Origin of the sequence: Fictibacillus phosphorivorans, assembly GCF_001619875.1 — a bacterium.
Classification (GTDB): Bacteria; Bacillota; Bacilli; order Bacillales; family Fictibacillaceae; genus Fictibacillus; species Fictibacillus phosphorivorans_B.
In genome coordinates, this window is sequence record NZ_LRFC01000008.1 from 192342 (window position 1) to 204922 (window position 12581).

General features: G+C 40.8%; 12 protein-coding genes and 1 other RNA gene. All 13 read right to left on the reverse strand.

Annotated features, from left to right (window positions below; translation table 11 throughout):
• Positions 1-31 precede the first annotated feature (31 nt).
• Complete coding sequence (locus AWM68_RS07180; RefSeq protein ID WP_066239217.1) at positions 32-1462, reverse strand: LVIVD repeat-containing protein; 1431 nt, start codon at positions 1460-1462, stop codon at positions 32-34.
• A gap of 217 nt (positions 1463-1679) precedes the next feature.
• On the reverse strand, positions 1680-2516 hold the full coding sequence (locus AWM68_RS07185) for an undecaprenyl-diphosphate phosphatase (RefSeq protein ID WP_066239220.1): 837 nt from the start codon (positions 2514-2516) through the stop codon (positions 1680-1682).
• Between the two features lie 167 nt (positions 2517-2683).
• Positions 2684-3751, reverse strand: a complete 1068-nt coding sequence (locus AWM68_RS07190; RefSeq protein ID WP_082820610.1) for a M42 family metallopeptidase — start codon at positions 3749-3751, stop codon at positions 2684-2686.
• A 118-nt stretch (positions 3752-3869) separates the two neighbouring features.
• Positions 3870-4616, reverse strand: a complete 747-nt coding sequence (locus tag AWM68_RS21005; protein ID WP_082820611.1) for a hypothetical protein — start codon at positions 4614-4616, stop codon at positions 3870-3872.
• A 497-nt stretch (positions 4617-5113) separates the two neighbouring features.
• Positions 5114-5451: a transfer-messenger RNA gene (gene ssrA, locus AWM68_RS07200) on the reverse strand.
• Positions 5452-5597: 146 nt separating this feature from the next.
• Entirely contained in the window at positions 5598-6065 is a 468-nt protein-coding gene (smpB, locus tag AWM68_RS07205) for an SsrA-binding protein SmpB (protein WP_066239234.1), read from the reverse strand.
• Between the two features lie 102 nt (positions 6066-6167).
• Positions 6168-8459 carry a ribonuclease R gene (rnr, locus tag AWM68_RS07210; RefSeq protein WP_066239286.1) on the reverse strand — a complete coding sequence of 764 codons (2292 nt, stop codon included), beginning with the start codon at positions 8457-8459 and terminating at the stop codon, positions 6168-6170.
• Between the two features lie 57 nt (positions 8460-8516).
• Positions 8517-9263, reverse strand: a complete 747-nt coding sequence (locus tag AWM68_RS07215) for an alpha/beta hydrolase (RefSeq protein WP_066239237.1) — start codon at positions 9261-9263, stop codon at positions 8517-8519.
• A gap of 12 nt (positions 9264-9275) precedes the next feature.
• Positions 9276-9965 carry an alpha/beta hydrolase gene (locus tag AWM68_RS07220; RefSeq protein ID WP_066239240.1) on the reverse strand — a complete coding sequence of 230 codons (690 nt, stop codon included), beginning with the start codon at positions 9963-9965 and terminating at the stop codon, positions 9276-9278.
• Between the two features lie 141 nt (positions 9966-10106).
• A complete protein-coding gene (gene secG / locus AWM68_RS07225; RefSeq protein WP_066239244.1) occupies positions 10107-10346 on the reverse strand; it encodes a preprotein translocase subunit SecG in 240 nt (79 codons plus the stop codon).
• 89 nt (positions 10347-10435) lie between these two features.
• The gene (locus tag AWM68_RS07230; RefSeq protein WP_066239247.1) at positions 10436-10768 is read right to left on the reverse strand and encodes a hypothetical protein; all 333 of its coding nucleotides are present in this window, start codon (positions 10766-10768) and stop codon (positions 10436-10438) included.
• A gap of 51 nt (positions 10769-10819) precedes the next feature.
• Complete coding sequence (locus AWM68_RS07235; RefSeq protein WP_066239250.1) at positions 10820-11074, reverse strand: hypothetical protein; 255 nt, start codon at positions 11072-11074, stop codon at positions 10820-10822.
• 447 nt (positions 11075-11521) lie between these two features.
• The gene (locus tag AWM68_RS07240) at positions 11522-12223 is read right to left on the reverse strand and encodes an FHA domain-containing protein (RefSeq protein ID WP_066239252.1); all 702 of its coding nucleotides are present in this window, start codon (positions 12221-12223) and stop codon (positions 11522-11524) included.
• Positions 12224-12581: the final 358 nt, after the last annotated feature.

Below are 12581 nucleotides of genomic sequence, written 5' to 3' on the forward strand. Positions count from 1 at the left end.
CAAATGCTTAGCGGGTTTTCACATGTTTACATTAGTTAAACAGATTAGATTGCATGTTCAACTTACTTACATTTTGATCGGCTTTTTTCTGCAGTACTTTTAATCCTTGTCCCATATCAGAAGCTAGTATATAGTTTCGGTCTACAAAAACTCCCCAAACATTTGCTTTGTCTGATACATATGAACCTACTTCAACTGGATTAGAAGGGTTTGTAAGATCAACCATGCGGATGCCATCTGAATAATGAGACAAGTAGAGCGTGTTACCTCTTACTTTTGGGTCATGAACCGTATATGTTCCAGGTTTGCGCTCACCTGCTTTAATCTGCACCATTGAATTCAAAGTTCTAAAGGTACTCAGCAAGACAGGATTGCTCTTATCTTTTATATCGTATACTCGAACATAGCCCCAGCCTCTTTCAAACCCAGGATCATGAGGATCTGGATTAAAGACTTCTCGTGTTTCAATTAAGATGTTTCCACCATGAGCCAATGCTGCGGAATGGGCTGCTCCTTGAACATCGCGTTCAAATTTTGTTCTTCCTACAAACTTTGGATTTGCAGGGTCTTCAATATTTAAGATGATTGTGCCAAGATCCCAATAAGAGAGGTATGCATATTTACCCGTTTCATCGGTAATAACACTATGTAAAAATGCAGTACGTTGTGCCCCTGTTTCATCTTCATATTGATAGTCGCCGTTAAAGTCACCACCCACTTCTGTTGGATCCCAGTTTGAGAGTTCCTTCGGTTTACTTGGGTCTGTTACATCCACGATTGAAAAATCATGTACATCTACCCCATTCTCTTTATAGCGATGAGCTTGATAGTTAGTAGCTAGTAATAAGACTTTGTTATTTTGTTTGGTCAGCCAATGTTCATGTGTACCCGTCGGCAGATTAGAAGGTGTTTTCCAAAAACCAAGCTTTTTCGGCTCTTTTGGATTCGTAACGTCGTATAACACCACTCCGCCATTTTCAGAGGTTTCTCCCTCATAACCATATCGCTCTTTATCCACCCGCTGTACACTTACAGCAGCTAAGTCTCCTTTAAATGAAGGAGTACTTACAGACTGAACGATTACTTTTTCCTGCCATGTTCCAGGGATATCATTCGCAAGAACAGCTACTTCTTTAGGATTAGCTGGGTCTTTCATATCAAAAATTCGTACGCCTTCGTTTGTCATCTGACCACGGTGTGTACCAAGATAAGCATACCCTTTGTATGCATACACATCTGCCGTTGTAGCAGGTTTTCCTTTCATTTCTTTTAAGGGAACAGCGGCCACTTCTTTTAGATGCTCAAAATTTTTGGATCCTTCCACTTTCGGAATACCGCCAAATGTAGCCTCACCAGCTTCAATATAGCTTTTTTGCCCGTTTTCACAAGCAAGCGCGATTCCACCACCAGCTAAAGAAAGTGCAAGTGTACTCGATAAGATTTTTGATGCAAACTTGTTCATATCCCTATATCCACCTCCATCATAATAGTTACTAGAGTAAAGGAATTAGCTAGTTGATAGAAGTGGTAAATTTACTAAATATGACAATGACTTCTTATGTCTATTTATGTATTTTTTTCTATATTTAGCGTGACTATCTACCTTGAAAAAGTAAATCATTATAAATAAAAAAACTGAACCTAGGGATTTATTCTCAGCCCGAGGTTCAGCATTGATTTTACATAATAACAATCAAAATAACAGCCACTAATACTAAGCGATAAATCGCAAATGGTGTTAGCTTTACTTTTTCAATGACTTTCAAGAAGAAACGAATGGAAAGCATCGCGAAAATGAACGCACTGATAAATCCAACGACAAAGAACGGCATAGCATCTAATTTAAAGTATTCCAAGTTCTTCAGAAGCGAAATACCACTTGCACCAGCCATAATTGGAACAGCCATAATAAATGTAAAATCTGCAGCTGCACGGTGGCTAAGTCCTAGTAGAACACCACCAGAAATCGTAGCACCCGATCTTGAGAATCCTGGCCAAAGTGACAAACATTGGATAAGTCCGATTGAAAATGCTTGTTTATAGGTGATCTGATCAACACTGTCAATAACAGGGTTTTGATTTTTAGCCGCAAATTTATCAGCAAAAATCATTAGAACAGCACCAATTGCTAGTCCGATAAGCACTGTATTTGTAGTGAAAAGGTGCTCATCAATATAGTCTTCAAAAAGTACGCCAAGAATACCAGCAGGCAGCAAACCTACGATGACTTGAGTTAACTTTAAGCGGCCACCTGTAACCTCATTCGTCACTTTATTTCTTCTCAAACCTAGCATGTCGATGAACCGTTGTCTGAAGAACACAACTACTGCTAAGATTGAGCCTAACTGAATAACAACCTTGAATGTATTTGCCGGGTATTTCCCTAAAAAGTCCTGCGATTTAAGCCACATATCATCAACAAGAATCATATGGCCCGTTGATGAAACGGGAGCAAACTCCGTCAAACCTTCAACCATCCCTAAGATAAGGGCTTTTAACAACAATAGGATGTCCATAAAAATAACTGATCTCCTTTTACTACTTTTACTCTCATCTCTTTATAATAGTCTTTTTTACCTCATTAGCAAAGAATGATGTAAATTTTTTTATAACACTGTAACATTTTGCGTAAAAATGAGAAACCCCGTCGGAATATGAAATCCAACGGGGTTCGGTATAGTAATCAATAATCTAGCAAAGATTGAAGTTTTTCTTTATCGAGAACTTTAAGTAGTTCTACAAGAAGTTTAGCACTGTTTTCGAGATCGCTTTTGCTTACCATTGATGTATGGCTGTGTATATAGCGTGCAGCTACCCCAACTACAAGGCTAGGTATTCCCTTTTTAAAGAGATGGAATTTCCCTGCATCTGTACCACCACCAAGCATGACATCCACTTGATAAGGGATATTATTCTTTTCTGCAACCTCAATGATTAAATCCCTAAAACCAGTGTGCGGAATCATTGAGGAATCAAGGAACGTTAAAAGCGGTCCTTTTCCTAGCTTTGCTTTGTTTTGATTACCGCCTGGTCCATCTTCTGCAACTCCTACATCGAGTGCAATCGCCACGTCAGGCTCCATAATAGCAGGTGCCGTCATTGCACCACGCAGCCCCACTTCTTCTTGAACGGTAGCACCGCAATAAACCGTGTTTGGATGATCGATGCTTTGAAGCTGCTGCAGTACTTTTATAGCTGTGTAGCAGCCTGCTCTATTATCGAGAGCCTTCGCAAGGATTGTATCTTCATTTGGCATAAGTTCAAAAGGGCAGATAGGTAGAATAGGGTCACCGACCTTAATTCCCCATTCCTTTACTTGATCTTTATCGTTTGCACCGATATCAATAAACATTTCTTTCATCGGATACACTCTGTTTCGTTCGTCCATTGTTAAAATGTGAGGTGCTTTTGAACCAACAACACCTGTGAAGGTTTTATTCTTCGTTTGAACATGTACCCGCTGTGCAAGGAGAACTTGTGACCACCAGCCTCCAAGGGGAACAAAGCGAAGGTATCCATCCTGCGTGATTTCGCTCACCATGAACCCAACCTCGTCCATGTGACCAGCGAGAAGAATTTTTGGTCCTTCATTCATTGAACCTTTTTTTTCACCGAATACACTGCCTAGATTATCTGTTACAAGGCTTGCCCCAGTCTGCCCTATTTCACGTTTCATGATTTCCCGAATTGCTCTTTCAAATCCAGGTGCACCGTTTGTTTCTGTTAATTCTTTTAACAAATCCACCTTCATCACCGTCCTATACGTATAGGATGGGAATATTTTTATGAATTATTACAGCAAATATGAGGATTTCTTTGTAAAGGGCACAAAAAAATGCCCTGTTTTAAAAAACAGGACATTAACCAGATTACAGTTTAAACCAGCCTCTAGATTCTAAATCAGCACAACATCTTTTCTTGTGCTTTTTCTTTTTCTTACAGCATATTTCGCTTGAAGAAGAGGAAGACGAAGAGGACGATGACGATGACGATGATGATGAAGATTCTTTTTTGCACCAAAAAGCGATTGAGCTAGACGAAGAGCTTGAAGATGAAGAGGAGGACTCTTTCTTGCAGCATTTAGAAGAAGATTCTTTTTTGCATTCTTCTTTCTTTTTCCCGCAAGGATTTTCTTTTTTACAGCATAAAATTCTGCAGTTGCTGCTTTCATGGTCACCCAATTCACCAGCTTGTTTAATGAAGTTAATTGAGCCGATTGGTATGAATACGATATTTCCATCATCGATTTCAACGATTTGAATGGATTGGCGGTTAACGGAGGTAAGGACGCCTTCGATTTCTTCATCTCCACCATCGTTAACGGCTACTTTACAATTAATTAATTTATTTAAAATGCTTCGGAACGTATCATTACATACTCTTCTTCGTTCGTTATGGCAACAGCTCTTATCAGAAACGACAGCAATGTTTCTTACGTTGTTTAAAGGTAAATAAAACACCTCTCTGTCATCTGTCTTGATCGCAATGAAATCTCTTCCGACACAGACAAGCTTGCCCTCTATTTCAATGTCTTCGAAGCCTTCATTTGCTATTACTCGCTTACACAATAATCGGGCAACCTCTCTTGCTGAGAGTTTGTTATTCTTACAACTCAAAAAATTTCCTCCTGAAAAATTAATATTGACTATTCTTGTCCATGCATTATATGTAAGAACACCGTAAAAAGGCATAGGTAACTCGTCTATATTTTCATTTTTTGAGTCATAGGATTGTCTTTTTTGAAGATGCTTTTTTTGACATATAAAAAAAGACCAACAAATGAATGTTGGTCTGTTATCCACCTATGTATTGGTGGAGACGGTGGGACATGTTGTTCCATGCTTTCGTCATGGCACTGACTATATCTTGAACCTGACTATTCAGGTCCTCCGGCGTATTATACGAAATATAGATTTGCCTGTATTCAAGCTGCATTTCGTATCCTAGTACTACCAAATATATATTGGCAGCCTATAAGTCGATACACGGCTGTTGGATTACTCCACATACCGCTCGGCATTGCCTTGCAACGAAGATTAAATCTACGTTGGTTAGGTTTCACCGATAAAGCCGAATTATCACTTGTGTGTTACCACACAAGGCGACTAATTACTAATCGAACCCACGTCCAAAGATATTGGCACTTAAGCTTCTACGAGTGTAGTCGGTTTACTCGCATTTCGCGGATCCATCTGCCAGCCGACAGGCGTCCGGATCGCTAGCCTGATTATTCTCTTCCTTCGTCCTCAGGCGGAGGACAACCGGCGTAGCCCACTAAGAGTGAGTCCCTTACCCTACCACATGGGCGATGGAGGGAGGAACAGCTAAAGTGCTATTACGCAGCTAAAGCTAAGTTGTTGTTTTGTTTGCCAGTTATTGGCTTTGGCGTTTTAACGAGGCCGACCCCCTCGACTCGCAACTTAAGCTCAAACTACCCCTGTCGAATCCGTAACGTCCCCATTATAAAAATGGTATGCAAAAAATTAATTTTGCCGCTACCGGAGAGATAAAAGCTTATTTGCTCTTATTCACTTGTGTACTCAGTATAACATTTTTGAAGCCTCGCCTCAATTGTAAGTTCCTGTAAGAAGAACCAATTAAGCTTTTTGGCGATCTCGGAATGCACGCTCAATTTCCCGCTTCGCATCCTTTTTCTTCAGGTCATCACGCTTATCGTAATGCTTCTTACCTTTTGCCAAACCAATCAATAGTTTAGCAAAACCATTCTTCAGATACATTTTTAAAGGAACGATCGAATATCCTTGTTCTTTTGTTGCCCCTAAAAGCTTGTTGATCTCTTTGCGATGCAAAAGCAGCTTACGTGTACGCAGCGGATCATGGTTATAGCGGTTTCCTTGTTCGTACGTGCTGATGTGCATGTTGTGTAAAAACAACTCGCCATTTTGAACACGTGCGAAAGAATCTTTCAAATTTGCCCTGCCTGCGCGAATGGATTTAATCTCCGTGCCCTGAAGGACAATTCCAGCTTCAAATGTTTCTTCAACGTGGTAATCGTGCCGCGCTTTCTTATTTTGTGCGACTACTTTCCCTTCTCCTTTTGGCATGTAAAACAATCCTCCCCACAGCAAGTGAACTTTAATTATAGCAATATGGTCAAATAACGTCAAGGTTCACCCTATAAGATGAACCTTGACAAGTCGATCTGCTTATTTTTTCTTTTTCTTGCCTTTTTTCTTAGCTACAGGCTTATAGAAAGGTTTTTTCTTGCCCTTCTTTGAATCTTGTGGACCGTTGGAACGCTCTGTCTCATTTCTGCGATTCTTGCCGCGTCTTCCACGGCCGCGTTTTGGAGTATCACCAATGTCGATCACCTGCTGACGATCTTTATGGCGTTTTCGAGGCGTACCTTTCATGCCCACAATTTCAAAATCAATCGAGCGCTCATCAACGTTTACGTTCACAACACGAATGGAGATCTCGTCACCGATACGGAATACGTTACCTGTTCGCTCACCGATCATCGCCATAAACTTTTCGTCAAAACGGTAATAGTCATCCGTTAAGTAGCTGACATGAACAAGTCCTTCAATCGTGTTCGGAAGCTCAACAAACAATCCGAAGTTTGTAACTGAACTGATCACACCATCATACTCTTCGCCTACTTTATCGAGCATGAACTGCGCTTTTTTAAGCTCATCTGTCTCACGCTCTGCATCAACGGCACGGCGTTCCATCGCAGATGAGTGCTTTGCGATACCTGGCAGCTCGGCTTTCCAATGACTGACCGTTTTTGGACCCGTATCTTTGTTGAACAGGTACGTGCGAATTAATCTGTGTACGATTAAGTCCGGATAACGTCTGATCGGGGACGTGAAATGCGTATAGAACTCCGTCGCCAAACCATAGTGGCCAAGTGACATATGGTCATACTTCGCTTGTTTCATGGAACGAAGCATGATCTTTGAGATGACCATTTCTTCTGGCTCGCCTCTAACTGTCTCAAGGAGCTGCTGAAGGCTGCGAGGGTGAATATCACTCGCCGTTCCTTTTAAAGCATAGCCAAACATACTGATAAACTCTAAGAAACGCTCTAGCTTGCCTTCATCCGGGTCTTCATGGATTCGATACATGAACGGAAGCTCGAGTTCATGAAAATGCTGAGCAACGGTTTCGTTCGCACAAAGCATGAATTCTTCGATCAATTTTTCAGCAACTGAACGTTCGCGAAGAACAACATCTTGTGGATCGCTGTTTTCATCCACAAGCACTTTTGCTTCTGAAAAATCAAAATCAATCGCACCGCGTGCAAAACGTTTTTTACGAAGGACTTCCGCAAGCTCTCCCATCAGTTTGAAAAACGGAATCAATGGTTCATAACGTTTTGTAACTTCTTCATCTTCGTCCTGCAAAATCTTACGGACATCCGTATATGTCATTCGCTCTGTCGTTTTGATTACACTTGGGAAGATTTCATGTTTAATTACTTCACCGTCATGGTTGATCTCCATCTCACACGATATGGTTAAGCGGTCCACTTTCGGATTCAATGAACAAATCCCATTCGATAGGCGATGAGGAATCATCGGAATGACTCGGTCGACTAAGTACACACTCGTACCGCGTTCTTGTGCCTCTTTATCAATCGGAGAATCCTCTGTTACGTAATGGGTAACATCCGCGATATGCACGCCAAGCTTGTAATGGCCGTTTGGCAGCTTGATAACATGAACCGCGTCATCGAGGTCTTTTGCGTCCGCTCCATCTATCGTTACAATTGTTTCACTGCGAAGATCGCGGCGACCTTCAATATCATTCGGATCAATAACATCCGGTGTGTTATGTGCCTGCTCTAATGCTTCTTCTGGAAACTCTCTTGGCAGCCCATGCTTAAAAATAACGGAGATGATGTCTACACCAGGGTCATTTTTATGACCGATAATATGAATGATCTCTCCTTCAGCACTGTTTCTGCCTTCTGGGTATTTTGTAATCTTCACTAAAACTTTATGGCCTTCTACAGCGCCATTAACCCCGTCTGCTGGGATGAAAATATCATTTGGAATACGTTTATCATCAGCAACAACAAAACCGAATTTGCGGCTTTCTTGGAACGTACCAACAACTTCTGTTACACCTCGTTCTAAAATACGGATAATCGTTCCCTCTGGACGAGAACCGGAAGATGTTTGATTTAATCGAACAAGGACTGTATCACCGCTCATTGCACCATTCATGTCTGATTGTGAGATGTAAACATCCTTTTGCTCGCTATCTTCTGGAATCAAAAATGCAAAGCCTTTTGCGTGTCCTTGAACACGTCCTTTGATGAGACTCATCTTTTCTGGCAGTCCATAGCGATTCGTGCGCGTTCTGACTACCGATCCTTCATCTTCTAGTTCGTTTAGTGTTAAAACCAGTTTCTTGAAAGCTTCAGCGTCAGGAAGTTGAAGGGCTTCTTCAATTTCTGTCACTGTCATCGGTTTTTCCGATTCTTTCATGAGCTGGAGTATTTGCAGTTTATCCAAAAACTGACCTCCTTTTTAAAGGAAAAAGATCTATTCTGACCAGTCGAGGTCTTCTAAGAAAGCATAAACATCTTCATGCAACTGTTCTTTTTCCTTGTCTAATGTAATCACATGTGTTGAGTTTTCATACCATTTCAGATCTTTCTTTTCACTTTCCACTTCTTCATAAATAATGGTTGCAGAATCTGTGTTAATCATCTCATCATGTCTAGCCTGCACAACAAACGTAGGTGCGTATACGAGATCAACAGAATTTCTTACGCTTTGAATAAGATCTTGAAGAGCTTTTAACGTATTCATCGGTGTTTTCTTGAATTCTTCCATTTCTTTCTGTATCTGTTCGGGTGTTTTCTGCTCACGCTTTTTATATTCTTCAGCGTACTCACAAACCCCTTTATACATCACTTCTTCGCTTTTGATCGACATCGGTGCACACATTGGGATCACGGCTTTTACGGGCTGCTCTGTTGCCAGCTTTAGTGAGAATACTCCACCTAAAGAAAGCCCGCATACCGCAATTTCATCATATCCCTTTTCTTTTAGATGATTGTAGCCGCCCATCACATCTTCCCACCAGTCTTCAGGGCCAGTGTGTACTAATTCTTCAGGGGGAACGGCGTGTCCTTTATACTGAGGGGCATGACACGTATACCCCTTTTTCTGCAAAAATCTCCCCATCATTCGTACATCTGCTGAACTGCCGGTGAACCCGTGCAGCATTAAGACTGCCCGCTTTCCTCCTTCAAAGAAAAACGGTTTTGGTGCTGTGATTTTCATGAAACTTCTCTCCTATTCATTCATTAAGAATTGATATACTTCATCGATTAATTGTTCTTTTTCTACGTCATGACAGATCATGTGCTTTGATTCTTTGAAGTAGCAGATCCGCTTATTGGAAGCTGCAATGGCACTGTATAAAAACTCAGCACTTTTTCTTGGCACTAAGCCATCGCATTCACCTTGAACAATTAATGTGGGTGCTGAAACTTGTGAAAATTCCGGTTTGATCATCTTTACAAGTTTTCGAAACTCCCTTGTTGCACTAAAAGGTGTATCAAGAAATTTCTTTCTATACCTTTTGTATAGTTCATGATCCCTTAACTGACCGTTGAGGCCAGAGACCATCATATTCGCTAGATCTTTAATCATCTGTGCAGGATTTAAGTAATACGCACTTGCATTTAATAAGATTAATTTGTCACAGCCATATTTAGAGGCTAAGTAGCCCGCGATCATGCCACCCATCGAAAAACCGACAATATAGATGGTTTCAACTTTTTCGCGGAGTTCTAAATAAGCTGTTTCAGCTTCTTCAAGCCATTCTGTATGGGTTTTTCCTTTTAAAGAAAGCTCTGTTCCGTGTCCAGGGTATGTGGGAACAGAAAGCAGCCAATCCGTATGTTTCTGCAAATACTCCGTGATTGGCTCGATCTCATAAGGCCCGCCTGTAAAGCCATGCAAACAAAGACAACCGATCATGTTACCACCTTTTTGACTTTAGGTTACCCTTTTATGTACGTATCAAATCATATCACATCCACTCTGGGAAAGGGGGAGCGGCGTTTTTAGAGCACAAAAAAACAACAAGCGGATTGTCCACCTGTTGTTTTTAGTTCATCGTTAATTCATTGGAATGAAGTATGCTACGGAAATCGTTAAAATGAAGAACAACACTGCAAGAATGATCGTTAACTTACTTAGCAATGCGTCGATACCACGCGCTTTTTGTTTACCAAAAAGCTGCTCAGCTCCACCTGTAATCGCGCCTGATAATCCAGCCGAACGACCTGATTGAAGAACAACGACTACGATTAAAGCTAATGATACTAAAATAAGAAGGATTTTTGCTGCTGTTAGCATGTATGTTACACCTCCACCGTTCCTCGTTACATTACTATAAATGTATCATAACTAGAAGGGACGAGGCAAAGCTTTTTTCAGAACCTTCATTAATTTATTCCTAAGTAACTGATATCAAATTCCTTATGAAAAATATAAAGACGCACAGCTTTTATTACATTTAGCCTTTTGTTTAACAAACCTACTACTTGAACGGTAGCACCTGGCTGTACGGCTTCATCTGGTGCAATATCAAGTGTTTTGTCCCCATCCAGGAGCTCTGTTTTGGAGTCCAGTTTTACATTCATCACTGTTTTTTTATGATAGATGGTAAATACATAGCCATTGGATTCTTTCACTTTTCCTATAAAGCTGATCGGGTTCAATTTTTCTTGTTTGTTTTCTGCACCATCCGAAGATTCTTGTTTAAGTGGCTGCATCATAAACATCCCCTCTTCGCATTTATGGGGACATCCCCCATATTCATTTTACTGTTACTTGTTTAAATTTATGTCTGTTTCTAGTAGTGTGTTCTCTTTGGAAGAGTAATAGTGGTCATTGAATATGGATTTCTTTATAACAACATCTTCATACGTTTCTGAATTTAAACGTGCCTTCTCACCATTTGTAATCTGCAGGTCGTAGGTTCTAATCAACAAAATAGTAAATAAGAGAATAATAAATCCGCGAATTAGTTTAAAACGATTCAACCTGCCTCTGCGATGCTGTCTATTTTCCTCTACCCTCATATAACCTTCACCACACCTATTTAGAAGAAACATCATTTTTAAAGGAGTTTTTTCCTTTTATATAATTTACTCTCTTTTTGTCTCCTCTAAAATGGATTTATCATGATTCTTCTATCATACGAACCTGATAAGTTTCAGAAAATTTTCTAAGTCTGTTTTTGCAAACTTTTTTGCTTTTGAAAGGGATTGATTTGCGTTCCAGGGAGCTCGCTTTCCGCGGGGCAGGCGGTGAGCCACATTTGTACGTTTCACGTATAAGTGTCTCACCTTCCCGACTATCCTAGCCGAGAGTCTCGCACCTGGCACTCCAATCAACTAGTCAAAGAAGCGAATGAACAAAAACATTTAAAAGCAACATCCGATAGAAAACAGCCTTTTCTAAAGAAAAGAACGAAATGAAAAAACCTGCTGAACGTCGATGTTCTAGCAGGTTTTTGATTCGCTGGTTTAATTGATTTGCAGCATATAACCATAACGCGGGACAGTAACGATTGAGTCTCCATACGGCCCCAGTTTTTTTCGAAGACGATACACAAGAGCATTGATCTCATCGTTTCCAACATCAGGTATTTCGTTTGATCCTGGAACCATTCTTTCCGGCCAAATGTGAATCTTGATTTCATCACTGCTAACAGCCTGGTTCTTTTTTCGATAAAGGAACACAAGAAGATCTGTGTGCTTCCCTGATAAAAAGAGTGGTTCTCCGTCAATTGAGATTTGTCGGCGTTCGGGAATAATGTGAAGTCCGTTCGTGATTTGGGTTTCTGTAGGCTGAATGGGCGATGTGAATTCCATAGTGAGTTCTGTTTCATCTGTTTGTGTATTCAAGTAGGTTAACAGAATAACACCTTTCGCTAGACTGATGACATCCCCAGGATGAAGCTGTTTTGGCATGTTTGGTTCTAGGAGGTTATTATTTAGCGCGGTCCCGTGTTTTGAATCTAGATCTTTAATAAAGGATACACCATCTTGCAGAAAAATCTCTGCGTGCAGCCTCGAAACGTATGGACTGATAAATGAAACATCCGTGTCATTCGTTTGTGAGGACCGCCCAAAGGTTAACGTTTCCCCAGCGGGTTTTAGCGGTATGAGGCTCCCGGTGTCATAGGGATCTCCCGCTTCAATTCGTATGTATAAACTATCTTTCATAAATAAATTCCCCCGTACATCATACAAGAACTTGTTATAAGCATTTTAAATGATTTTACGTAAAAATAGAAGGATTATGAGTGTGGTTCTTTGAAAGGTGAGCAATTTGGTTCTTTAACAAACGTAAAACTTCTCTGATGAGCATAAATCTCTGTGGGCGAGCATAAATGCCTGTGAGCGAGCATAAAGGCTCCGTGAACGAGCATAAATCTCCGTGAGCGAGCATAAAGGCTCGTGAACGAGCATAAATCTCCGTGAGCAAGCATAAAGGCTCCGTGAGCGAGCATAAAGGCTCCGTGAGCGAGCATAAAGGCTCCGTGAGCGAGCATAAAGGCTCCGTGAGCGAGCATAAAGGCTC

Coding starts and splice junctions, on each gene's coding strand:
- AWM68_RS07180 (WP_066239217.1), bottom strand. CDS start 1,462: ATGAACAAGTTTGCATCAAAAATCTTATCGAGTACACTTGCACTTTCT.
- AWM68_RS07185 (WP_066239220.1), bottom strand. CDS start 2,516: ATGGACATCCTATTGTTGTTAAAAGCCCTTATCTTAGGGATGGTTGAA.
- AWM68_RS07190 (WP_082820610.1), bottom strand. CDS start 3,751: ATGAAGGTGGATTTGTTAAAAGAATTAACAGAAACAAACGGTGCACCT.
- smpB (WP_066239234.1), bottom strand. CDS start 6,065: ATGCCAAAAGGAGAAGGGAAAGTAGTCGCACAAAATAAGAAAGCGCGG.
- rnr (WP_066239286.1), bottom strand. CDS start 8,459: ATGAAAGAATCGGAAAAACCGATGACAGTGACAGAAATTGAAGAAGCC.
- AWM68_RS07215 (WP_066239237.1), bottom strand. CDS start 9,263: ATGAAAATCACAGCACCAAAACCGTTTTTCTTTGAAGGAGGAAAGCGG.
- AWM68_RS07220 (WP_066239240.1), bottom strand. CDS start 9,965: ATGATCGGTTGTCTTTGTTTGCATGGCTTTACAGGCGGGCCTTATGAG.
- secG (WP_066239244.1), bottom strand. CDS start 10,346: ATGCTAACAGCAGCAAAAATCCTTCTTATTTTAGTATCATTAGCTTTA.
- AWM68_RS07230 (WP_066239247.1), bottom strand. CDS start 10,768: ATGATGCAGCCACTTAAACAAGAATCTTCGGATGGTGCAGAAAACAAA.
- AWM68_RS07235 (WP_066239250.1), bottom strand. CDS start 11,074: ATGAGGGTAGAGGAAAATAGACAGCATCGCAGAGGCAGGTTGAATCGT.
- AWM68_RS07240 (WP_066239252.1), bottom strand. CDS start 12,223: ATGAAAGATAGTTTATACATACGAATTGAAGCGGGAGATCCCTATGAC.